The sequence below is a fragment of the Sphingobacterium deserti genome, from assembly GCF_000757725.1.
In the GTDB taxonomy this organism is placed as follows: Bacteria; Bacteroidota; Bacteroidia; order Sphingobacteriales; family Sphingobacteriaceae; genus Sphingobacterium; species Sphingobacterium deserti.
Window position 1 is genome coordinate 35,872 of sequence record NZ_JJMU01000074.1, and the last position, 23,890, is coordinate 59,761.

Sequence of the window (23,890 nt, forward strand, 5' to 3'; positions counted from 1 at the left end):
ATCATGTTAAGATGTGTGAAACAGTTACCTATCGGCGCGGTGGAGCGCTAACAGGTATTTATCAATATAGGTCTGTTTGTCTTTTAGTTTATACTGCTGAATAAATCGGGGATGATCGAGAACGATCATGCGACCGAACAGTTGCTTTTCTTCATTCAGCTTGTCTAGAAATTTTGCATTTTTTTTGCCGAGCACAAAAACCTCTTCTGTATTTAAGCCGATGGATATATGTTTCCTAAGGCAAGAAACCATAAAGGGTGCAACCGCTTTAAAGAGTCCAGCATCATCGTAGTAATTAGCGTTGACCCATTTCGCACCTTTACGTCGCAAAATGGCTAGTGGAAAAGGCGAATTGATATAAAAGCTCGCATAAAATTGACTTGCTCCACCGAAAGCTTCTATCATATCATACATAAAAACTGAAGAAATCTCGTGCGTTTTTGCGGAGGACATCGAAATATTGCACACTGCCTCGAGACGTTTCGTGTCTGTAAACGGAACGCCCGTTACCCCGGCTCCATGCCGACTAGGGTTTATACCGATAATAAAATGGCGTGTATTGGTATCACCGTAGTAATGCTGATAGAACCTTGTCATCACACTAAGAGTTTCGGGGTTATCACGATATGGATTAAGAACATCGAAGTCTTGGGGAAGATCTCCCGCATAATGCAACTGCTTATTAAAATTAACCACTTTACCGCCAAACGTGTGCTCAAACTTCATTGTTTCTATATCAGAATTATGAAAAAATACTTCCAACCCTATCGCATCTTATCGACACTTCTTGATAAAAGTCCAACAAAGAACTGCCTGGTTTTGTTTACGCCAGGTATTTCCCGCAATCTCACGCAGTAAAACGAAATAGCTAGGTATTCTTTCTTTAAACAACCAAAGCTGTATGCTGAAATAAAGAAATCATCTAGCGTTAATATAGTATTCAATAAACTTACTTGCAAATACTTAAAAAAAGGTGATTACGAATTGCTTAACGCATGGAGCTAAAAGCTAATCTTGCTATATATACTCGAAAGGATTATAAGCCGCGTAACATTTAGGATGACGTAGAACTTTTGCTATCAGCACTCGTTCTCCTTACGTTCTAAAAGATAGGCGATTTATGAAAATAGGAATAATAGCACACCTCAAACACCCCATTCGGAAACCGTTTATGGGTGGTCTAGAAGCATTTACGTACGATGTTACAAAGCTTCTTATTGAGAGAGGCCACGAGGTGACGCTTTTTGCAAGCGAACTATCCGATCCATCGTTGAATGTATATTCGATCATGAGCGACACAGACTACGATCGGGAAACGTTTAGCCGTTTTCGATCACACGAGATGAGCGAAGATTTTATCTCTACCCACCACGCGTATCTCGAGCTTATGCAAGATATTGATACTAAGGGATTCGATATTATTTTCAACAATAGTTTAAACTATGTGCCAATAACCATGGCATCAATTTGCGCAACGCCTATGGTTACCGTACTTCATACGCCACCTATTTTCGAAATGAAAAGAGCTACGGCACGTGAAAAAGCTCTTGGAAAGATCACTTATGTTTCTGTGTCGAGACCGAACGCCGATGCCTGGAAACCCTACGTGCACGATTGTGCCGTGATTAATAACGGCATAGACCTTCAGCAATGGAAATTTGTAGCAGAGAATGAAAAAGGATATGTTGTTTGGTTCGGCAGGATTCACCCAGACAAAGGCCCTCACCTCGCTATACAGGCCGCAAAATTAGCCGGGAAACACATCAAAATTGCAGGCTCCGTTGCGGATAGACATTATTTTGAAACCTTTGTGCAACCTTTGCTAGATCAAGATGCAGAATGGGTAGAACATTGCACACATGAACAACTAAATGTGTTAATCGGCGGCGCGGAAGCAAGCATTATCACGCCATGTTGGGATGAGCCATTTGGGTTGGTCGTGGCAGAAAGTTTAGCGTGTGGCACACCCGTCGCCGGAATTGCGCGCGGAGCGCTTCCAAGCATCTTGAATGATAAGACCGGTGTGCTTACCAAGTCTTGCGACCCGGATGAGTTAGCGAAGTGCATCCATCTTGCCGTTCAGTTAAAACGAGTAGATTGCCGGGAACATGCTGAGCAGCACCTTTGTAGAAATGTGATGGTAGCACAATATGAACAGCTATTCAACGATGTTATCCAAAAACGATTTCTGCGGCATGCTATATAATTTTAGCTTTTATATACATCACCATGGATCTGGACACGTGACCCGGGCCACAGCGATAGCGAAATTTTTAAAAACATATGTGGACTGCAAAATCACTTTTTTAGGCAGCGATTTGCTGGCCTACCAGCATTTGATACCTGATGATATCGATCAGCTGTTTTTGCCGCTCGATGTTCCTACAGTGGATGACTTATATCATCAACCGCAGAATCTGAAACATTTGCACTACGCACCGCTTAATGTAGCTGGCTTGCTAGCACGTAACCAAATGATCATTGAGCATTTTTGCAAAAATCCGGAAACTGTCTGCGTCGTTGATGTATCTTGCGAAGTTTTGCAGTTAGCAAGGCTTTGCGGAATTCCGACAGTAGCCGTTCGGCAGCATGGCAAACGAACAGACCTTGCACATGCATTGGCCTATGACTCCGCACAGCAGATCATCGCACCGTATTGTAGGCAAATGAGTGATGCGGACGAAGAGGGGATTTATGCAGATAAAACACTCTTCACAGGTGGATTTTCCAGGTATGACACTCTTAAGACGCCTTCTTCAGTACAGCAAAAAAAAAATATCGCCATTTTTATAGGAAAAGGTGGAAGCAGCATCGACCAGCATTTAATATCCCGACTTCAGGCGTCGTTAGACGCTTCCTACACGGTACATGTCATCGGTGATGCGCCATCTGCATCAGGCTCGGAAAATATTATTATACATGGCCATTTGGACGATCCTACGCCCATATTAAATTTATGTGCGGTAATTGTGTGCAATGCTGGACACAATACTATTATGGAAATGGGTTCGCTACGTAAACGCATTATTTGTATACCTGCTGATCGGCCATTCCGTGAACAAGAAATAAAAGCAGCACATCTGCAACGCCTCAATCTCGCGGTAGTTATTCCAGAAGATCAAGTTAAACATACCAATTGGAAAAACGCTATAGAGCAAGCGCAGCAGCTTGATACCAATCGATGGTCGGATGTAATGGACGATAAAGCACTTACGAAAATAGCCGACTGTCTGATCGCTACCTATCGTAAATTCTACACAACTCAACGAAAGAAAACTGGCATTCATGCATAAGTCTATATCACTTTTAACAATTGTACACGGGCGCCAAAACGCCCTTCGCAACCTTTTAAACGGCGTGGCCGAGGGAAGTTTATTCCCCATGGAAGTAGTTATTGTGCATATGAACGAGCAGCCCTTGCAGCTGGATAACTACCCTTTCGCGATCCGCCAAGTATTGCATAAAAGCCAACACGGGCTGAATTTAGCAGCTGCTCGCAATTTTGCTATGTTGCATTCACAATCGCCGAAGAACGTGTTTTTGGATGTTGACTGTATCCCAGAGCGTACACTTATAGCACAATATGCGGAGGCGCTTGATGACAGTGCCGATCTAATAAGTGGTAGAGTACGGTACCTTTCTCAAAAAGCATCAGAAGAATTGCACGCTAGCAACGATCTCTTTAAGGAAAGTACGCCTGATCCCGTGCGACCTGAGAACAAACCATTCGTACATGAACTTTTCTGGACCTTGAATTTCGGATGTAATAAAGAAACTTTTCGCGCTGTAGGTGGGTTTGATGAAAACTATTCCGGATATGGTGGTGAAGACACGGACTTTGCCTTTACGGCCCGAGCGAAAGGTATTGGCTTGAAAACTATAGATGCTACAGCTTTTCACCAATATCACCCAAGCTATTCCCCACCTCTTAACCACCTCCAAGATATTATACACAATGCAACAGTCTTTTATAACAAGTGGGACAAATGGCCCATGGAGGGCTGGCTGAAAGCGTTTCTAGAAAAAGGCTTTATAGAGGAAACTGTCGAAGGCTTACGGATAAAGCGATTACCCACGGCGTCGGAAATTCAGATGGTAAAAAAGCTCTAGATGCGATCTATAGCGATATGATCAGGATAACGCACGCGTAGCAATGTGTAATCGTCGGCAATGCCATGAAGTAGCTCGCCTATTCGACGAGCTGAAACTCCAATATGCAACCTCGCAAATTTACTTCTTTCGGATTTTCTTTCGTCGGCCCCGATGTTACTGCAGAGCGATCAGTGATCAAGTATACCTTTTTACCATCTTGCGAAAAACAAATGTCCCGATAACGAACTTTATTAGGAAACAGTTCCTCAGGATCTCCGAGAACATGACGTCCATCGGCAGATAGCTTTAAACGATAAACTAGCCCGGTTTTGAGCGCTGTTACGAATAAGCTATTCTTCCAATTGGGAATAGCATCGAAATGATAGAAGGCTAAGCTGCTGGGCGCTATAGACGCCCATTCTGCATCTTTAGAAGCGCGTACACGCTTAAATCTAGTTTTAAGGTAAGTCGCTTTTGAAGCCGCAAAGCTATATAACGGATTACGGTAGGTATCACCAAGAGAATCTGCAGAGCTGCTTTCATTACGTATTAATGGTAGCGTAGTACCCCAAATCCCCGGAAGCGCTTGATCATCTGAAACGGCGGCTGATAAACCGTTGTAGTTCCCGTCTGCATACCCCACAATAAGCGGATGTCCATAATTTTTTCCTTTTTCAATGATGTTGACCTCATCGTCAGACATTGGGCCATGCTCGCACGAAAAGAGCAATGTGTAGGTTTCAGAACGTGCCGCGACCAAACCTTGCGGATTGCGATGTCCAATGCTGTAAATTGCCGTTGCTACATCTGCATAAAATGGATTATCTTGCGGAATCCATCTTTCGGCACTTACGACTGAGGTATCCGGATCTACGAGAAATCGTAATATTTTCCCTTCTTTACTTGAGGTGTTTTGCGCATTATTTCGACGACCGCCGTTGCTATATTGTCCGGCTCCCATATCGCCGACAGCGTAATAGAGATAGTGAAATCCATTTTCAGAAACTGTCGCCAATCTTCCGCCGTTATGGTCATTACTTCCCGGGATATTATTATCTAAAACAGTTTCCCTATCTAATGTTCTTTTTTCTTTATCAAAATGAAACCTCGACAAACGCGTTAAGAACCTATTGCCTTCTAAGTGCTTATACACGTATGCAACAAATAGATAAGGATCAGTCGTATCAAAATTAGGGTGAAGCGCCAATCCCATTAGCCCCCCTTGCGGCCAAGGTTTGTCTTTCATCTTTAATGTGTCATACCGTGGAAATTCCCTTGACCCTGATAGATCTGCGGAAAGTTCAGTCGTACCGTTTTCAGGATTTATCCGTAGGATTTTGTATGTTTTACTCTCAGTAACCCAAAGACAGCCTTCCCCATCGATGGCAATCGACCAAGGGTCTTGCAAATTTGACGCAATTACGGTTTGTTTAAACGAAGGTTGCTGTGCACTACAAAGCTTGCTAAACATAGAGAACGCAATTAGCGTGTAAAATAATTTACGCATGCTTGAGTATCGCTATTCTTTTGGTTTTTGCATTTTGTTAATTTGTTTAGCTACCGCCGCATCAGGAAGTATGTTGCTTGCAGAAACGAAGATCTTATTTTTAAGTCCGGAAACCACCTTATCTTTTCCTTCCATCAGGGCTTTAAAGCCGTCTGCAGCCACTTTAGCTGGATCGCTTAATTTCGAGTCCATAATTTTGGAAGTGGTCATCCCTGCTTTATTGAAGAAGTCGGTATCTGTAGCACCCGGTTCTAAGACGGTGATGGAAACTTGGGTATCAGCAATTTCTTCCCGAATAGCTTCAGAAAGCGATAGGACAAATGCCTTTGTAGCGTGATAAACTGCCTGCCATGGGCCTGGCATTTCTGAAGCGATCGAGCCGAGCTGCAATATCTTACCTTTATCGTGGGCCAGCATATCCTTTAAGAAAAGCTGCGTTAGTTCTGTCAGTGCGGCAACGTTTAATTGGATGATTTCGAGCAAGCGTCCCAAATCTGCTTGGGCAAACAAGCCATACTCGCCCTGTCCAGCACTATTTACCAGTATGTCGACAAAGATATGCTGCTCCTTCACAAACTCATAAACAGCTTGTGCTGAGCCTGGCTTGCTTAAATCTTGTGCAAAAGTAAGCACCTCTACCGCGTATTGATCAGTGAGCATAGTTTTCGTTTGTGCAAGAGCGTCTAGACTTCGCGCAACGAGGATGAGGTGATAATTATTTTCTGCAAAAAGCTTTGCTAGTTCTAAGCCGATGCCGGATGTTCCACCGGTTATTAAAGCGTATTTTTTCAAGTTTTCGTTTTTCATGATGTAGAGCGAAACAGTTCTCTTTCAGAACGAGATCACTCCCAATTGGTTCAAACAAACTATCGCAAAATGCCCGGTCAAAACTTCTCGGTCGGGCGAACAAAATAAAAATTAAGAAAAAACAAATACGAGTAAACTATTTATGCGCAATTGTTGTTCACCATCAAATTATAAAATATGCAGCGATACAAACACGATATTATTTTGATAGCCAGCGCGCTGATGATCTGTGCAACAGTACTGGTCGTTGTTCTTGGATTAACCAATACCAGCAAAGCACATTCGACCCCCATATCTCCTGTCGAGCGGCAATTCAGTCACAACAAAAATTAAGCGCTCTCAACCATAGTTAACCGTACCTCGGTGAGCAAATTCGCAGCTCATCAGCTGCTACTGTATTACCATAGAGAATACCCAAAAGAGAGCATGACATTCCGTGGTGTTCCTACGAATCCTCGGGTGTAGTCGAAGCCGCCTACGTAATAGTAACGATCGAATATATTATTGACATTTAAGGCGATTTTCATGCCGTTCTTATGATAATAGAGCGCGGTATTCACTGTGCTATATGCGGGCCACATGTCCCACACATTCATGCCATTTTCGCCAATCCGCGCCGCATTATCCATTCTTCGCTGGTCTACATAATAAATACCGGCTCCAAAACCCAACCCCTTCAGCACATTTTTTGAAAACACATATTTAAGCCATATCCCGCCCATATTTTTTGGGGCATTTCCTAACGGCTGTCCTTCCTCGCCGGTCAACGAAGATGATACTACGCGAGTTTGGTTAAATGTATAGTTTGCCATCACTTGAAATTCTGGCGTAACTTGCCCGCGAAAATCCAACTCTACCCCTCGTGATAATACTTCGCCGGATTGGCGGTAAACAGGGAAACCTGTATCCGTTAATTCCCCAGTGGGAACTAACATATTCTGACGACCAATATGAAAAAGGGAAAGTTCTGTCTGTAATTGATTGCGAAAAAAACCTGTTTTAAAGCCAGTCTCCACTTGGAAGCTTCGCTCTGCTTGGAAAGGTTCGTTTGCGCCGTAATTTTGATAATTGTGGATGAAGTCAGCGCCAACAGGTACGTAGCCTTGCGAATAACTTGCAAAGTAGTTCACCTGTTCGTTAAGTTTATAGGTAAGTCCGAGACGCGGCAGCCAAACACGTTGCGACGTTTCGAATGTGTTTTGAAGATCTGCGCTGCTAGAACGATAGTACTCATGACGTAGCCCAAGGATAAGCTTTAACCGATCTGCAATTGTTATTTGATCCTGAACATAAAGACCTAAACTGTTGTAGGGATTGAGGAATGGAAACTCCGCTTGTGGGCGCCATACATAGGTTGACACATCAATGATGTTTCTATTTGGATTTTCGAGATCTATCGTTAATGGCACTTCCTGTCCGTTGACTATGCTGCTTCGAGCTTCCCGCAGCAGGTTGTCAGCATCACCAGCATATCTCGCATAATCCACTCCCACAGCGATCTCATGCTGTATATGTCGACCCTGAAGGGAATAACGTACATAACTCACAACATTATCAGTATAGTCCCTAGCCTGCTTGGATTGAAATCGCATATTCATAATCGTATTCGCCGGTGCATCAGCAAACGTGTTCAGTGTTCTAAACTCATTTAAATTTTCGGAATAGATAGATTTCATATAACGTACATGTAAAGACATATGCGAACTTAATCGCTGCGATAACCGGGCGGCCATAGTAAGAAAGCTTGTCTTTAAGAAATCTGTAGGTTGATTAACATTGAAGGAACGTGGTTGCCCATAAAAATCGTTACCGCGAATACCTAACCCACGATCAAGGTAGCCGTCGAAATTATCATAGGTCAAATCAACATCCAGTTGTGTGCCATCAACTGGACGAAAGCTGAAAGAAGGTGCTAACAGCATGCTTTTCCGCTGATTTACATCGCGAAAAGTTCGTGCATTTTCATAGCCTACGTTCAATCGGTATAATACTTTACCCGCTGTATCGACCGCACCGCCTACATCCAACGTGGTCCGGTAGGTTTCAAAACTTCCCACTGAGAAATTGATGCTGGCATGTTTTGCAGCTTTAGGCTTTTTGGTAACGAGGTTAATTGTACCGCCAGGCGTGATATCACCAAACAAGGAGGCGCCGGGTCCCTTCAAAATTTCTATACTCTCTAAATTGACCGTAAGCGGTGTTCGCCAAAAGCTGGTTCCGTAACCATATCCCGAGCGCATACCATTTACCAACCGTAGTCCACTCATATATCCGCTGTTAAATCCTCTAATCGTTACATCATCATAAGACGAGGCTTGATTCACACCGGCCAAATCCTGAACCATATCTGTAATAACAAAGGCTTGTTTATCTTCCATAAACTCTTTGCTAACGATAGAGACGGATTGTGGCAAATCCTTTAATGAACCAGAAAATTTACCGCCCAATTCCGTATTATTAATCAGGTAAGAATTGTTTCTTCGTCCTGTCACTAAAACCTCGTCCACCTGTTGTACACGTTGCGAAAGTACAACGACAATAGCACGAGGGCTCTGCAATTGATGATCATCGATTGAACGTACCAGCGTTTCAAATCCTACGCCTTTAAATGTAGCTTTAACAGGTAGTTTTAAGGTTTTCGGCACAATAAACCTACCGTGGCTATCGGTTTGAAGGTCAGCATAGCCGGCTATCGAAATTGTGATACCAGGCAGCGCATTTCCATGCACATCCCGGACTATTACCTGTCTATTAGACTTTAGTCCATCTTGTCCTTTTAATGTCGCTGCTAAGAAAAAAGTGAGTATAAAAAGAAATACAGCATGCCCTATGCTGGATGTTGGAAGGAAAACTTTACACATCCTGAGCTGAGTTAGGCTTTAACATATGGATAGTTTCGTAACTGCCGTGCTTTTTGATTGTGAGCACCTCAAATCCGCATTTTTTCCAAAATTCCAATGCTCCCGAAAGAAAAGGGTGCGTGTGCAGATAAAGGGTTTCAACACCTTTATCAGTCGCGATCTCGTTCAACGATTGGAACATTTTATACGCCAAGCCTTTCCGTCGATAATTTTTATCGACATACAAACGAACGATTTCTACGGCAGCATCTTGTTTAAACTTCAGGAATGGAAAACGTCCATCATACCGCAGCATACCTATTGCAGCAACAATCGTTCTGGAAGCATCCCGTGCAACCAAAAAAGCGCCCTGTTCATCATCAATGTAGGTCGCTCGAAACGCGAATAAATCGACCGGAAAAAGATGACTATCCAGCTCCGGAAAAAGTTCTTTTCGCGCCCGAATTACATAATTTATCACCTCTTCCTGCTGCGATAAATCTACTATCTCAATCGTTACATGCTCCATTAAACCCATAACTTCGATTTTGGTATAAGTACCATTTTATCATCTATAACTGCGCTGCTTAAATCTACATGATAGGCTTCCTCCAAAACTTGATGTATAGCAGCTTTTGACATGCCGTCCAAACTCTTCAATTTACCACCGCCCATGACGAAAAAGCGATCACCGTACTGAAATGCTAAATTTGGATCATGCATGATGCAGATCACTGTTTTATCCTTATGAACCAGCTTTTTTAAATTATCCAATACCGCTATCTGATAATGGAGATCCAGGTGATTTGTAGGTTCATCGAGTAGGATAATATCTGGATCCTGCACCAATACCCGGCACAATAGAACCAATTGTCGCTCCCCTCCAGACAATTCTGTGTAGGGCTTATCTTTATACCGAAGTAAATCAAAGCTTTCCAAGACAGCTTCCACGCGCTCCCGGTCGCCCTTGCTAGGACCGAATTTTGAAAAAGATGCGCGTCCCGTTAAAACAACATCAAAAACGCTAAAGGGAAAAGTAGTTTGGTGGAATTGGTTCATGAATCCTATGCGCAGCATATCCTTTGAGCCTTTTCTCAGCCGCTTAATGTCATGGCCATTTATATGGAGAACGCCACTATAATCGCGCTGAATTCCGGTGAGAATGTTAAACAGCGTGGACTTTCCGCTACCATTTCGACCCAGTACAACAGCCATCTCACCCCTACGAAAGCTTGCAGATAAATCTTTTAATATAAGCTCTTTGCCGTATGAAAACGCAATATTTTTTAGTTCTATAGCTTCCATTATCCGTTCCAATTTATGGCGTTCTTACGCATTAAGTAGATAAATAACGGTGTCCCCAGCATCATGGTAAAAACGCCTATAGGAATTTCAAAAGGCAGCAATGTTCTTGAAAAATCGTCAATAATCAATAAGAACGATCCGCCTATGCTGATATTGGCCAACACACCTATGCTATTGCTTGGTCCAAACAACATACGGCTTATGTGCGGGACGATGAGACCAAACAAGCTGATCATGCCCACCGCGGCTACGGATGATGCCGTGATCATGGTAGCGGCTCCTACCATAATCAGCTTTATAATCTTGGGGTTAACGCCCACCGCTAACGCCTCTTGCTCACCCAAGGAAAGAAGATTCAATTTCCAGCGAAAGGCGATGATAATAATTAATCCCAACGTGATCGGCACAACGGCCTGTTGCACTTTGTGCCAAGACGCTGTATGTAAATTTCCCATCGTCCATTGCACAATAGCTTGCAGCTTATAGGGGTCGCTTAAGTATTGCAGCACCGTCAAAAATGCGGTAAAAACACCTGATATAATCATGCCAGCCAGTACCATGGTCACCAAAGAACCACGCATGCCACTACGGGACACAAAGTAAGTGATTAACACGGCAATGACGCCAAATACGAAAGCAGAAAGGTTAAGCGGGATAAGAGAAATTAACATAGACAGCGCTGCGCCAAAAGCTGCTCCGGAAGAAATCCCCAAAGAAAATGGATCAACTATAGGATTACGAAACACGGCTTGCAAAACGCCGCCTGCCACCGCAAGTGCCGCTCCCACCATAAACGTTAAAAGCACGCGAGGAAGCCTCACCTGCCACAATATTGTTTCCATATTGGCGTCTTGAAGGATAACCTCTTGGCCAAGATAGGGCGCTAAGCTTGCATAGGTGTAGCGAAATAAGTCGGATAGGCTTAAAAAGCCAGTACTTCCTAACGCTAGTGATAGAAATACAACGCAGATAGGTGCAAGACATAGCATAGAAATTTTCACATACATTATCTATTCCTCCTTCCAAGCTCGTTGCCATACAAAAAATGTAGCACTTCTGTACACTCGTTATCGAAATCGGTTTTTTTGTACGAAGGGTAACACCAGCTCTTCAACTGTTTCGCCAGCAGTAAAAACTTAACGGTATGCGGGTCATAATAAAAAGTGGGTGCGGCTTCGAAAACCTGTTTTTGCGTCACGGCATTCAAGGATGAAAGTTCTGTCAGGTTATACACATCTTCCAAGCGTGAGTTCCACAGCACGATAATATCCGGATTCCACTTATACAATGATTCGGCGTTTACATTTGGTGCATCCATGACTAACGGACAAGCATTCTCCGCACCGGCAATCTCCATGGCTAGATCGATCAACGTTCCCTTGCCCGACGTGGAAAAGATGCGTCCCTTCGACCAGGCGTAATAAATCTTTTTACGCTCGTCGCCATGTTGCGCTATCATCATGTCGATTTGTTGTTCTATATAATCTACGATTTCCCGTGCACGATCTTCTTTTCCTAACAAAGTGGCTACACCAATAAGCTCTTGATAGATCTGTTTCTTACCTGCACTAGATACCGCGTAAACAGGAATGCCCAGCTCTTCCAGCTGCTCAATAGTCTCCGTATCGTGTTCATAAACAATTGCAAGATCTGCCTGTAGACTTACAATATGCTCAACATTGCTGGACCTTCCGCCGAAAGTCGGCGTTGCAATCGTTTTCTCTTCGATACGCTTATCCAGCAAAGAAAGATATTGATAGGTGGACTCATTCTGATAGATTTGTTGCGGAATACCAATAAGCATGTCTTTTGCCCCCAACATGTACATTTGATCGACAAATGGTTCGAATAGCACGACAACACGCTCCGCAGTTTTTTTTAAAGCGATCGTCTTTCCTCGCTTATCTACAGCCGAAATTTCGAAAACATTCCCTGCTTTCTTAGACTCGCTTCCGCAAGAAGCTATCATCCCGACAAGCAGGATGACACTAATAATAAAAACTAAGCAAAATAGGATCTTAAATAACTCTCCAAACTTCATACTTTCCACTTTATGCCCCATTCGTAATCAACCGTGATTCCGGCAAGAGCTTAACAGACATCAACCTTATTTTATCGCCATACTTGTTCGCCAAAGCATCATAAAGCCTACCGTCGTACGCTACTGCTATTTCGCTCTCACTCAATACGAATACCGGTAAATGTCGATTTCCTACATCAAAGCAAAACTTGCCCATAAGCATAGCATCGTCGCTTTTTAGCACGATACTATTGCACGGTTGCAAGTCTATAGCGATATAAGATTTTTCATCTTGATAGATGACTTGCTTATCGCGGAGATACTTATTATTGACGCGTTTTAGTTTGATCGGCCTATCGCCGTCAGTGTGCCGCTCAAACTGACTTTTACTAACTTCAAACCACTCGACAGCAAGTTTTTCTTCCTGCAGGTTTTGAGGTAGGTTTTGGTAATCATTATCGACAACAACTAGCATATGAATACGATCAAGTTCTAGTTTTTAGCCATTTTTTTGGCTTCAACTTTATTCAAAAGCCAATTACACCACGCATCCATTCCTTCCCCCTTGAGGCTGCTTAACGAAATAACCTCAAGGTTCGGGTTTACTTCGCGCGCATCTTTGGTTACTGCATCAACCGAAAACGGTACATAGGGTAATAAATCTGCTTTGGATACAAGCATAAGCTCACTTGTTAAAAACATGCGCGGATACTTTTTAGGTTTGTCGTCTCCTTCGGTTGCAGCAAGCAATGTGACCCGAAAATCTTCTCCTAAGTCAAACGCGGCAGGACAAACAAGATTTCCTACATTTTCGATAAAGAGTAAATCTACATTGTCTAAATTGATATGGTCTAATGCCTGTAAAATCATTTGTGCCTCGATATGACACATGCCGCCGGTCACGATTTGGAGCGCGTTGATACCCACCTCACGCATGCGAACAGCGTCACGCTCTGTCTCAGGATCGCCGACGAGAACAGCCATATTAAGTTTTTTCCCCAATAGCTTACCCGTTTCTTGCATCAAGGTGGTTTTTCCGCTTCCTGGAGATGAGCAGATATTGATAACGCAAATATCTTTTAATCTTTCCCGAATTGCCTTCGCTACAAAATCATTTGCTTTTAACAAGTTTAAACTTGTATTCTCGCATTGAACAGACCCAACCGGCATCTGATTGCTTTTAGGTGTTGTCGTATTATTCATTTTCTTTACTTTTAAATATTATCTGTGTTACTCGTAACTCCTCGCCTTGTACAACCTTGTCTGATGGCTTCCCACAGCTGCAAACAAATCGGTGGAAGACAACTTCGAAGGATAGTTTACAGGCATCGCAAAATGCGAGTATCGGCAAAACTTTTACTTCAAGTTCCACCCCTTGAAATCGTTGATGATCCAGCACATAAGCCTCAAATGCATTTTGTATCAAAATAGGCTGGATATTGCTCAAAAGCCCCGCCTCCAATTGAACCTTAACGATATCTTGAAATCGGGTTGGATATTCCTCTTGAAGAAGATCAAACATTTCCTGTATTATTCCTGTTTCGTGCATCCTATTTCTTGTTTCTTTAAGCTGCGGGCTGCTTTTTTATTCTTCCTTTTTTCACTTTCACTGGCGCTTCCGTTGGCGAATCAGCAAGTACCTGACGCTCTGCTTTATCGACTTCGCTCGTATGTGCTAAAAGCTCCTTTAACTTCGCTTGTTCGTGTAATGTGAACTCCCAACACATCTGCCCCAACATCGATAGGAAGTTATAAAGTAGCTCCCCGTCATTTCCCAAAGCGCGTAGAAGAAGCGTATTTTCAGCAGCATAGGTAAAGCCAAACGCGATGTCTTCGTACTCACCTGAAAGAATTTCGTCAAACTCAGCCTTCATTGCTTTTGCCCAAGGTCCGCTGTACATAAAGGTGGCTTGGTGCGTGTACGATTCGAAAAACAGTAGCTTTTGAATCGGTTGCACTTTGGGCATTAAGCACTGGTTATCTGTAAGAATAAGCTTGCCCTCTCGAAAAATCTCTGTCCTACTGTGTAGCTTTTCGAATTGAAATGCTTCATCCATGTAAATACGTCCGGCGGCAATAATATCCCCCCATATGAGCGTTGCATCAGTAGCCATATCAATTCGACTGTTCGCATAGAAAATGGCATCCTTAAACGGCGTAACCGGATGGGGTACATAATGCAACATACTTCTAGGAGACAATTTCATGTGTGTATTTTGATAGGCTCCATTTTTCATCGGATGGAGCTTATTGAAAGACTGCGTGAACAGTTTAAAATGCACATCTTCCTTGACGTTCACATCAATGGTCAAGATATCGCCATCCATAATGCCTGGCGAAGCACTCATAATGATCATCTCAAGATGCTTCTGCGCGCGAGGCGATCCATAGTGGGTCAATTTATAGGGTGCATTGTGAAAGCTCTCTTTAAGCACACTGTAATTTCCCTCTCTTTCGGCATTGATCTTGATCGTACTTTCCATGATTGTTTAATTTTCCAATAGCGCATACTTCTTTATCCAACTCTTCACCTCTTCCAAACCTTCTAAAGTCATGAGGTTTGTAAACAGAAATGGCCGCTCGCCGCGCATGCGCCTAGCGTCGCTTTCCATCACAGAAAGATCAGCATGCACATAAGGAGCCAGATCGATCTTGTTGATCAAGAGTAAATCTGATCGGGTGATACCGGGTCCACCTTTGCGTGGTATTTTTTCGCCTTCAGCAACGTCTATCACAAAGATGGTTACATCCGCTAAATCCGGGCTAAATGTAGCAGTTAGGTTGTCGCCTCCACTTTCTACAAATACAATCTCCGTGTCGGGAAACCGCTCCACCAATTCTTCAACCGCTTCAATATTCATCGAAGCATCTTCTCGAATAGCGGTGTGTGGGCATCCTCCAGTTTCAACACCCGCTATGCGCTCAGCCGGTAATGTGGAGTTCTTTTGAAGAAATTGCGCATCTTCCCGCGTATAAATATCGTTTGTCACCACGCAGATGCTGTAATCATCTGCCATCTGTCTTGTCAACCGCTCTATCAAGGCCGTTTTGCCTGACCCTACAGGGCCAGCAACGCCAATCTTAACATACTTTCTGTCCATAAGTAATAGTTATGAAATATAAATCCTTGTGTATAATTTTTCATGTTGCATGCAGCGTAAGTCTTGTGCTATGCAACAATTTCCCAGCATAGACTCTTCCATGTCTTTTTGAGTTGAAACGAGATCCTTAATTAAATCTTGCATGCTAAATAATATCTTTTGGCCCTCGGTCTGGCTTATCGGAACTAACTTGGCACAATTCGTCACTATTCCGTTCAGGGTATTGTAGTAAAATGCGCTGAGCGCGTCCTCGAAACTGATCTGCTGGTACTGTGCATACATGGCAAAGGCGATAGCATAATGCCCTCCCGCTTCTCCTGTTTGAATAGCTTCCAAATATGCCTTACCGCGTCTTATCGATTTAAAGCTTTCGACAACTTTCAGAAATCGTATTGCAAGTTTTCGACTCGCCTCTCTTATCTCGTAGGGTGATTTCAATGAGGATACCAACGTATCTAACTCAATCAATTTACGCATCGAAAATTTACCTGAGCAGATCTCCCATGCTCTTAAAAAGAATGCCGCGTCGTTGTAGTACACATTGTGTTTCAACATCGTCTCTGCGTAGCTTCGTGTCGATTCCACATCGTGCACGATTCTTTTATGGATATAGGTTTCTAATCCGTAAGAATGTGTAAAACTTCCGATTGGAAACACAGAGTCATTAATCTGCAGCAGTGTCAACAAAGGATTCATGTATCGTTTTTGCTAATGTGATTTTAAATTTTGTTTTCCGCGTCCACGCATGGATCTTCAGCGTTTGCGTTTGTTCCAACGTACGTTCTTCGATACGTGTTGCGATAGCCCGCTTTTCGAATAGCACACGTAGCGGTTCTTCAAAGGCAATAAGTACTTCATCTGCTGAAGGTATCGCAATGGGCAAATGCCTGTTCCCTATCTCGAAACAAACACTTGCCATTTCGATCTTATTTTTTGGCTGTATAACAAGGCACATACAGGGTAATATCTTCACCACGATGCAGGATTGTGCGTCCCTAAAAAGGACATCACCATCCTGCAGGGCTACCCCTGTTAGGTTTCTGAAACCAATCTCCTGTCCGTTCCGTGTAAACTTCCGAAGCACACCTCTATCGAGCTCATGCCATGCTAAGTCCAAAAAATCCAGATTAAGATCGGCGAACCCATCAGCGCCGTGTAGGATATTGCCTGCTATGCCTTGTGACAGAATCATTAAAATAAGAAATAACGCTGTGCCATAGGAAGTTCAGCCAGCGGTTCGCAGCGTGCTAACACACCATCCACTGTTACATCATACGTTTCGGGATCTACAACAATATTTGGTGTGGCATCATTATGCACCATATCCTTTTTCATTACCGTACGACAGCCCATTACAGGTAAGCTTTTCCGAGCAAGTTTCAGCGAATCAATCGTTCCATTCTCGATGGATACTTTTGAAACGAAGTTGAAACATATGCTACTTAAAGCTTTACCAAAATTTCCGAACATCTGCCGATAGACAATCGGCTGTGGTGTTGGTATAGACGCATTTGCGTCGCCCATTTTCGAACCTAAGATCATCCCGCCTTTGATAATCATTTCTGGCTTGACACCAAATAGCTCTGGCTTCCACAAAACGAGATCCGCATATTTTCCTGCCTCGATAGATCCTACGTAACTATCAATACCGTGCGCTTTAGCCGGGTTGATCGTAAACTTGGAAACGTACCGCTTTACTCTAAAATTATCATGACCTGTCCCTTTGTCACTCTCCAAAGCACCACGTTGAACTTTCATTTTATGCGCGGTCTGGAATGTTCTGGAGATAACCTCACCAACGCGGCCCATCGCCTGGCTATCCGAGCTCATAATAGAAAACACACCCATATCCTGAAGAATATCCTCAGCGGCGATTGTTTGCGGACGAATGCGAGAATCGGCGAAAGCCACATCTTCCTTGACATTTTTATCTAAATGGTGACAAACCATCAACATGTCTAAATGCTCTTCAGCCGTGTTTACTGTGAATGGCTTAGTCGGGTTGGTGGATGCCGGCAAGATGTTCGGGTACATCGATATTTTGATAATGTCTGGGGCGTGGCCACCACCTGCACCTTCGGTGTGGAACGTGTGAATTACACGTCCATTGATTGCAGCTACGGTGTCTTCTAAAAATCCAGCTTCGTTCAGTGTATCTGTGTGTATGGCCACCTGTACATCATATTTATCAGCAACTTTTAAAGCAGCGTCGATTGTTGATGGCGTAGCCCCCCAGTCTTCGTGAATCTTGACACCCAATGCACCTGCTTCGATTTGCTCTTCAATAGGTCTTGTTGTCGAAACATTTCCTTTTCCAAAGAAACCTACATTTATAGGTAAGTTTTCAAACGCTTCCAACATTTTATGGATAAACCATTTACCCGATGTTACGGTCGTTGCATTCGTTCCATCGGCCGGTCCTGTACCACCACCAATAAAGGTGGTTACACCGCTATAAAGGGCAGTCTCGATCTGCGTCGGGCTTATAAAGTGGATGTGTGTGTCGATCCCCCCGGCAGTCATGATCATCCCAGCACCGCCATGCACTTCTGTTGAAGGCCCAATAATCATTCCTTCTGTTACGCCATCCTGTACATCCGGATTTCCAGCTTTACCAACGCCAACTATCTTTCCATCTTTAATACCCACATCAGCTTTTACAATGCCCCAATGGTCGATGATAATAACGTTGTTTATACAAAAATCGAGCACGTCTTCATCGCGCAAAGCACGCGCCGACTGGCCCATACCATCACGAATTGTCTTTCCGCCGCCAAATTTATTTTCTTCACCATACACGGCGAAATCCTTTTCAATTTCGATCAACAGCTCCGTGTCTGCCAAACGAACTCTATCACCAGTTGTCGGACCAAAAAGCGAGGCATATTTATCCCGAGGTATATAAAGTTCACCATCCACATAGCGGATCGATGATTTATCAAGTCCTAGCTTTTGGAGACCTAAAGCATTTAATTTCGTCGTAGCGACACTCGCCGAAGCTAGCCCCACGATCTTTATCCAGTCTCTTCTATTCCATTCACCCATTGCGATTCTGTTTTAAGTTATTGAGAAGATTTATAGTTTTGTTTTTTCATTTTGGCAATTGCCTCGTTCTTCACCTTATCCTTAGTGTAGTTTCCGTTGGTCAAACCGTTGAATCCGTGTATTTCCTTGGCGCCGCCAATTTCCACGAGGATGACGTCTTTTTTCTCACCCGGCTCAAATCGCACGGCTGTACTCGCCGGTATATTGAGACGCATGCCGAAGGTTTTTTCACGGTCGAATGCCAATGCTTTATTGACCTCAAAAAAATGATAGTGTGAACCTACTTGTATAGGTCGATCGCCAGTATTGGCTACAGAAACCGTCACCGTGCGGTAACCCGCATTCGCTTTGATGTCGTCTGCTTTTAAAAAGTATTCTCCAGGTACCATAAGTATCTCTATTTATTTGTTAACGTATAGGGTTATGAACAGTAACCAGTTTGGTTCCATCCGGGAAAGTAACTTCAATCTGTACATCGTGGATCATTTCGGCAACGCCCTCCATCACCTGTCGGCGCTTCAGCAGCGTGGTTCCCCATTCCATAAGTTCGGCTACACTTTTTCCATCTCTTGCTTTTTCCATTAATTCGGCACTGATGTAGGCTATACTTTCAGGGTAATTCAGTTTTAAACCCCTTTTCAATCGCTTTGCCGCTAGTTCTCCTGCTAGATGCAACATCAACTTTTCAGTTTCTCTTGGTGTTAAATGCATGCTGTTTGACTATAAAATAAAACCATCATATTCTTTATATTTTAATAAACCGGAATGGTAAAATACCCGCCCAATGCCAATCTGTTAAATTGTGTCTTGGCAAGCGCCGTCCGTTCCGCATAGGAAATACTGTTCCCTATGTATCCTAAGTAAAATCGGAAATCCTGCTTTTTAAAGGGTTTATGTTGCAAGGCCGCGAAGTAGGTGTAGTTTGTTCGGAAATCATTCCCTAACGCATCATCATCTCTACTGCCTACCGTTTCCACAGCGCCTTTGACCGCTATCTCCCACTTATCCGTAAGAAACTGGTCGTATCGCACTACTGCGGATTTGTAGGTTACGTTTTGAGCCAGCTGTCGCGCTTCGCCCGTAAGTGCATAAAAGTCATTAATAGCCCGTGAAGCTATCAGCGCATGGTCAGTTCCCATATGCGTATACTGGAGATCAAGATAAACCATCTGCCGCTCTGTTTTAAACTTATTAGCTAGGGATATAGCTTGTGTTGGTCTACCTTCAGCAAATTGAGCTAAATTATATGACCATTTTGTCTGGAAACGACGATCTGCAAACGCCCCCGTCCAAGTCAAATAGCCCCCTAAAGGAGCTTTTGCGCGTTGGATACTTCCTAAAGCAAAACCGTTACTCGTTAGGTGGTTGTCGAATGTATTGTTTACAGTGTTGTATAGCTGTAGATGCAGGCCGTGGTTGCTATTCACTTGATAAGAAAGCTTACCACCTACTACGAAAAGATTCAGTATACGATCAACATAATCTGTAAACATAAATTCATAGATAGGGTTGTTTTCAAATTCATAGGAGCCTACCATCGCACTTTGCTTACCAAGGCTAACCATCCATTTATTTTGCTTACCAAACTTATAATCCACCTGTGCGAAATCTAGTGCTTGCGATGAATTATCCAAGCCGGACTGTGCAAACGATCGGTTCAGCCTAAACCGGATTTTGTATGATAATCGATCGTTATACTCTCCATGAAACAGTATGCGTGCCTCGTCTAGGTTGAAGCGTGTTAGCGCTTCCTCTTTTCCCAGGTTATCCGCATCTAATGCTGCACGCAGCAAAAAATCAAATTTAAACAGCTGTGCACGGTCTGGTTCCTTCGAAGCTAACGAGTCAGTTTGGGAATCATCATTCCTATTTAGGAGTGAAGAGCGAGCTTCCTGAGCAGACAAAGCAGACAGGGAAAATAGTGCGGCAAAAATGAGTGAGAATTGTTTCATAAAGTAAAGTGAAATACCTTTTCATCAAGTATATCACCTCCGCTTTAGAAAGCTATAAGAATAACATTAAAATAGTCTTAGAGAGTATTGGTAATTGGTAATAGGATACGAACATTTGTGCCCTCCCCCTCCTTCGAGCGAAGTAAAAGATCGCCATCGTGATGGTCAATAATATTTTTTGCTAGCAATAAACCGAGTCCAGTTCCGTGGATATCGTGCACATTAGAAGCACGATAGAAAGAATCGTAAACAAATTTTTGCTCTTGATCAGGGATACCGATCCCTGTGTCATCGATATCGATGGCTACGTTACTTTTTTGTATACTTAGTGATATAATCACATCGCCATCTTTTCCATATTTACAGGCATTGGAAACAATATTACTGAGTGCGATGAAGAGTAAATCAGCATTCCCATATACTTCTAACGCTCCGGCATCTTCAGGCAGCGCGTCAAAATCCAATTGAATGGATTGGTGATGAATAGCTTTTCGCTCGGAGTCGATCACTTTAAACAATACCTCATCAATACGTACCAAGTGATAGTCATTTTTCGTATCATCCAACCCAGAACGAGCTATCATAAGCAAGCTATTGATCATCGTAATGATACGATCAGTTTCTGTGACGATATTTTGTACCGAGGATACTGTATCCTCACTCAATTTATCTTCCTTGAGTATGAGTTCAGCTTCACCGCGAATAATGGTTAAGGGCGTACGAAAAGAATGGGATGCATTTGCTATAAAGCGTTTTTGTGATTTTACAGAGATTTCAAGTCTGCTAATCATATCGTTGAAACTGTCGATAAGCATCGTTACTTCATCCTTCACGTCATTGGTTTTTTGCAGTCGGAGGTCGAGTTTTGATATACTGATCTTATCTATTCCTTCATTAATAACGGCTATTGGCCGCATAATATGTTTAGCAAATAGATAGGAGATTAAGGCAACGATGACAGCGCAAAATAGACCTGCATGAACCAGTGTGCGATCCAACTTCACCTGCTCTCCCAAACCATAATCGTCTCTACCTGACGATACGATGATCAAATCCTTACTGTTGTGGTCATTTTCAAAATATAAAGCAAGGTAGGCCGTATCACCGTGCATATATTGCGCCTTGCCCGAAGAGATCACGTCTTTGTAGAAAGATGGAGGAACGGGCAAGCTGGGTCTATTTTTAACCGTTGTTTGGCCACTGTCGATAGGGATGATGTAATCCTTACCTGCCGATAGTTGCCGAAGGTAAGTCCGCATAATTTCATAATAAATCTCGTTGATGTGCTCTTCCTCTTCGATGATGTGCTTCCCGACTATCTGCGCATTTTCTTCTAGGCGATGAAAGAATTTAGTCCGGAGACTGTCCCACGTAAAATAGGATATATAGATAGCAAAGCCTACAATAAGCGCCCAGCATATAAGGTTGAAAAGAAGAATTATTTTAGTTCTTAACTTCATCAATTTCCTTTAGAACATATCCCATCCCGACAACAGTATGTAAGAGCTTTTTGTCATACCCTTTATCTATTTTATTCCGCAAATAATTGATATAGACATCTACTACATTCGTACTAAGATTGAAATCCATACCCCAAACGCTTTCCAATATATCTACCCTTGACACCACCTTTCGCTGATTCTTGATTAGGTATTCAAGCAAACGAAACTCGGTAGCGGTTAGTATGATCTCATTATCCTGCCTTATCGCGATTTTACTATCGTAATCGAGCAGAAGGTCAGAAAAATTTAAATTGTTAGGACTTTCTACCTTATCTACTACCGTTACTTTTCTAGAAACCCGACTAACACGAGCTCTAAGCTCGTCCATATGAAATGGCTTTGTTAAATAATCATCCGCATCATTTCTGAAACCATCGACGATATCCTCAGGTTGGTCCAGTGCAGAAAGAATAAGTATAGAAACGTCGCGATTGGAAGATCGTATATTTTGACAAACCTTTAGGCCATCCATCCCGGGCAGCATAATATCTAAGATAATTAAATCATAGTTCCCCGCCCTTGCCATTTCTAGACCGGTAAGCCCATTAAGCGCTACCGAAATATTAAAGTTTAAATCCGAAAGACCGCGTCTAATAAGTGAAACCACCGAACTGTCGTCTTCTATCAATAATATTTCCATTACATCTTTATTTATACCGCAAAATATGTTGTACCAGCTCGCGATAATATGTTGTCACTTATGCGGCAAGGTATAAACTATTTCCTTCAATGATACGATTTTTCATGGTTTTTTTCACCATCTAATCTGATATTTTGACATATTTTTAGCTTATCATTACGATAGGAAGAATAGTTTGGCTAATCTATCACCCTAAATGTTTTTGGTGAAATAGAAACGGTTTGTCTGTAATGTTCTTATGGTATGTTTAAAATTCTGTTACCAATATATGCCTACCAATAAAATCGGAGAGTTCTTCGAGATCGCCGCCAGAATAGGAAAATGTACCGTCCTCTATGTCAAACGAAAAGACATAGACTTTGTTCGCTACTTCCATATCGACGACCTCAAAACTATTTTCGTTACGTCCGGGATAATATATAAATTCCTTTTTTTTGCCGTCTTTTTCTAGTTTCAAGTGTCTTTCAGATGGATGCATATTGTGGTTTTTTCAATTTAAATATAGCACAATCGGTAGCCGTAAATGGTTTTGAGAATAGATAGTATTTAGATTTTAGTACTTAGTATGTAGAACTTGTACGGTGTACATTTTTTTTACTTTTTAATTTTGACTTTTTACTTTCAAATGCGAGCCGGAGGAACGACGACGTGGCAATTTTCAGTATTGCGTAGTGCGTAGTGGGTATTGAGATAGTAAGTCTGACAGAAGAGCCAGGGTCATTGCGAGGAGGAGGAACGACGACGCGGCTATCTTCAGTATTGAGTATTGCGTAGTGGGTAATGAGATAGTAAGTCTGACAGAAGAGCCAGGGTCATTGCGAGGAGGAGGAGGAACGACGACGTGGCAATTTTCAGTATTGCGTAGTGGGTAATGAGATAGTAAGTCTGACAGAAGAGCCAGGTCATTGCGAGGAGGAGGAACGACGACGCGGCAATTTTCAGTATTGCGTAGTGCTTAGTGGGTAATGCGTAATGAGATTAGATATTAAGAGTTAGATTTTAGTGCGCCGTATGTAGGATGTAGTGCCGGTATAATCCTTCTTACTTTTTACTTTTTAGTTTCAATTGCAAGCCGGAGA

General features: G+C 42.8%; 25 protein-coding genes. 3 read left to right on the forward strand and 22 right to left on the reverse strand.

Translation table 11 applies throughout. The features are described 5' to 3' along the window. Positions 1-24: 24 nt before the first annotated feature. Positions 25-726 (reverse strand): SMUG2 DNA glycosylase family protein, encoded by a 702-nt coding sequence (locus DI53_RS19310; protein ID WP_037503846.1) that lies wholly within the window; start codon positions 724-726, stop codon positions 25-27. A gap of 394 nt (positions 727-1,120) precedes the next feature. Between DI53_RS19310 and DI53_RS19315 the strand changes: the two genes are divergently transcribed. From DI53_RS19315 to DI53_RS19325, 3 genes are read left to right on the forward strand one after another with little or no spacing between them, the layout of a single operon-like run. Beyond that, the gene (locus tag DI53_RS19315) at positions 1,121-2,206 is read left to right on the forward strand and encodes a glycosyltransferase family 4 protein (RefSeq protein WP_037503849.1); all 1,086 of its coding nucleotides are present in this window, start codon (positions 1,121-1,123) and stop codon (positions 2,204-2,206) included. Next, a complete protein-coding gene (locus DI53_RS19320; protein ID WP_071790533.1) occupies positions 2,196-3,293 on the forward strand; it encodes a glycosyltransferase in 1,098 nt (365 codons plus the stop codon). Before DI53_RS19315 ends, DI53_RS19320 begins: the two co-directional genes overlap by 11 nt. After that, positions 3,286-4,110: a glycosyltransferase family 2 protein gene (locus DI53_RS19325; protein ID WP_052072590.1), complete on the forward strand. Its 825-nt coding sequence runs from the start codon at positions 3,286-3,288 to the stop codon at positions 4,108-4,110. The genes DI53_RS19320 and DI53_RS19325 overlap by 8 nt, the downstream gene beginning before the upstream one ends. Positions 4,111-4,189: 79 nt before the next feature. Here DI53_RS19325 and DI53_RS19330 read toward each other — a convergent pair whose 3' ends face one another. The 21 genes from DI53_RS19330 to DI53_RS19430 form a co-directional block, all read right to left on the reverse strand. Then, the gene (locus DI53_RS19330; RefSeq protein WP_081939513.1) at positions 4,190-5,599 is read right to left on the reverse strand and encodes a PQQ-dependent sugar dehydrogenase; all 1,410 of its coding nucleotides are present in this window, start codon (positions 5,597-5,599) and stop codon (positions 4,190-4,192) included. Positions 5,600-5,611: 12 nt separating this feature from the next. Next, positions 5,612-6,406, reverse strand: a complete 795-nt coding sequence (locus DI53_RS19335) for an SDR family NAD(P)-dependent oxidoreductase (RefSeq protein ID WP_037503855.1) — start codon at positions 6,404-6,406, stop codon at positions 5,612-5,614. A 398-nt stretch (positions 6,407-6,804) separates the two neighbouring features. Beyond that, the gene (locus DI53_RS19340; RefSeq protein ID WP_037503857.1) at positions 6,805-9,267 is read right to left on the reverse strand and encodes a TonB-dependent receptor; all 2,463 of its coding nucleotides are present in this window, start codon (positions 9,265-9,267) and stop codon (positions 6,805-6,807) included. Then, the gene (locus DI53_RS19345; protein WP_081939514.1) at positions 9,260-9,784 is read right to left on the reverse strand and encodes a GNAT family N-acetyltransferase; all 525 of its coding nucleotides are present in this window, start codon (positions 9,782-9,784) and stop codon (positions 9,260-9,262) included. Before DI53_RS19345 ends, DI53_RS19340 begins: the two co-directional genes overlap by 8 nt. Further along, complete coding sequence (locus tag DI53_RS19350; RefSeq protein WP_037503861.1) at positions 9,775-10,551, reverse strand: ABC transporter ATP-binding protein; 777 nt, start codon at positions 10,549-10,551, stop codon at positions 9,775-9,777. Before DI53_RS19350 ends, DI53_RS19345 begins: the two co-directional genes overlap by 10 nt. Continuing rightward, complete coding sequence (locus DI53_RS19355) at positions 10,551-11,558, reverse strand: FecCD family ABC transporter permease (protein ID WP_052072591.1); 1,008 nt, start codon at positions 11,556-11,558, stop codon at positions 10,551-10,553. Before DI53_RS19355 ends, DI53_RS19350 begins: the two co-directional genes overlap by 1 nt. Then, positions 11,558-12,592 carry an ABC transporter substrate-binding protein gene (locus tag DI53_RS19360; RefSeq protein ID WP_052072594.1) on the reverse strand — a complete coding sequence of 345 codons (1,035 nt, stop codon included), beginning with the start codon at positions 12,590-12,592 and terminating at the stop codon, positions 11,558-11,560. Before DI53_RS19360 ends, DI53_RS19355 begins: the two co-directional genes overlap by 1 nt. Positions 12,593-12,602: 10 nt before the next feature. Beyond that, positions 12,603-13,046, reverse strand: a complete 444-nt coding sequence (locus DI53_RS19365; protein ID WP_037503865.1) for an urease accessory protein UreE — start codon at positions 13,044-13,046, stop codon at positions 12,603-12,605. A 17-nt stretch (positions 13,047-13,063) separates the two neighbouring features. Then, positions 13,064-13,774, reverse strand: coding sequence for a hydrogenase nickel incorporation protein HypB (hypB, locus tag DI53_RS19370; RefSeq protein ID WP_052072592.1), 711 nt, complete (start codon positions 13,772-13,774; stop codon positions 13,064-13,066). Further along, the gene (locus DI53_RS19375) at positions 13,767-14,120 is read right to left on the reverse strand and encodes a hydrogenase maturation nickel metallochaperone HypA/HybF (protein ID WP_037503867.1); all 354 of its coding nucleotides are present in this window, start codon (positions 14,118-14,120) and stop codon (positions 13,767-13,769) included. Before DI53_RS19375 ends, hypB begins: the two co-directional genes overlap by 8 nt. A gap of 16 nt (positions 14,121-14,136) precedes the next feature. Then, complete coding sequence (locus tag DI53_RS19380) at positions 14,137-15,054, reverse strand: urease accessory protein UreD (RefSeq protein WP_037503869.1); 918 nt, start codon at positions 15,052-15,054, stop codon at positions 14,137-14,139. A gap of 6 nt (positions 15,055-15,060) precedes the next feature. Further along, the gene (ureG, locus tag DI53_RS19385; protein WP_037503871.1) at positions 15,061-15,672 is read right to left on the reverse strand and encodes an urease accessory protein UreG; all 612 of its coding nucleotides are present in this window, start codon (positions 15,670-15,672) and stop codon (positions 15,061-15,063) included. A 9-nt stretch (positions 15,673-15,681) separates the two neighbouring features. After that, positions 15,682-16,368 (reverse strand): urease accessory protein UreF, encoded by a 687-nt coding sequence (locus DI53_RS19390; RefSeq protein ID WP_037503873.1) that lies wholly within the window; start codon positions 16,366-16,368, stop codon positions 15,682-15,684. After that, positions 16,337-16,864: an urease accessory protein UreE gene (locus DI53_RS19395; protein ID WP_037503875.1), complete on the reverse strand. Its 528-nt coding sequence runs from the start codon at positions 16,862-16,864 to the stop codon at positions 16,337-16,339. The genes DI53_RS19390 and DI53_RS19395 overlap by 32 nt, the downstream gene beginning before the upstream one ends. After that, on the reverse strand, positions 16,864-18,717 hold the full coding sequence (gene ureC, locus DI53_RS19400) for an urease subunit alpha (RefSeq protein ID WP_081939515.1): 1,854 nt from the start codon (positions 18,715-18,717) through the stop codon (positions 16,864-16,866). The genes DI53_RS19395 and ureC overlap by 1 nt, the downstream gene beginning before the upstream one ends. A gap of 17 nt (positions 18,718-18,734) precedes the next feature. Continuing rightward, positions 18,735-19,106 carry an urease subunit beta gene (gene ureB, locus DI53_RS19405; protein ID WP_037503877.1) on the reverse strand — a complete coding sequence of 124 codons (372 nt, stop codon included), beginning with the start codon at positions 19,104-19,106 and terminating at the stop codon, positions 18,735-18,737. 19 nt (positions 19,107-19,125) lie between these two features. Continuing rightward, positions 19,126-19,428, reverse strand: a complete 303-nt coding sequence (gene ureA / locus DI53_RS19410; protein ID WP_037503878.1) for an urease subunit gamma — start codon at positions 19,426-19,428, stop codon at positions 19,126-19,128. A gap of 41 nt (positions 19,429-19,469) precedes the next feature. Next, a complete protein-coding gene (locus DI53_RS19415; protein ID WP_052072593.1) occupies positions 19,470-20,669 on the reverse strand; it encodes a porin in 1,200 nt (399 codons plus the stop codon). 77 nt (positions 20,670-20,746) lie between these two features. Beyond that, positions 20,747-22,129: a HAMP domain-containing sensor histidine kinase gene (locus DI53_RS19420; protein ID WP_037503880.1), complete on the reverse strand. Its 1,383-nt coding sequence runs from the start codon at positions 22,127-22,129 to the stop codon at positions 20,747-20,749. Continuing rightward, positions 22,113-22,811 (reverse strand): response regulator transcription factor, encoded by a 699-nt coding sequence (locus DI53_RS19425; RefSeq protein WP_037503882.1) that lies wholly within the window; start codon positions 22,809-22,811, stop codon positions 22,113-22,115. Before DI53_RS19425 ends, DI53_RS19420 begins: the two co-directional genes overlap by 17 nt. Positions 22,812-23,058: 247 nt before the next feature. Further along, entirely contained in the window at positions 23,059-23,289 is a 231-nt protein-coding gene (locus DI53_RS19430) for a hypothetical protein (protein ID WP_037503884.1), read from the reverse strand. Positions 23,290-23,890 lie beyond the last annotated feature (601 nt).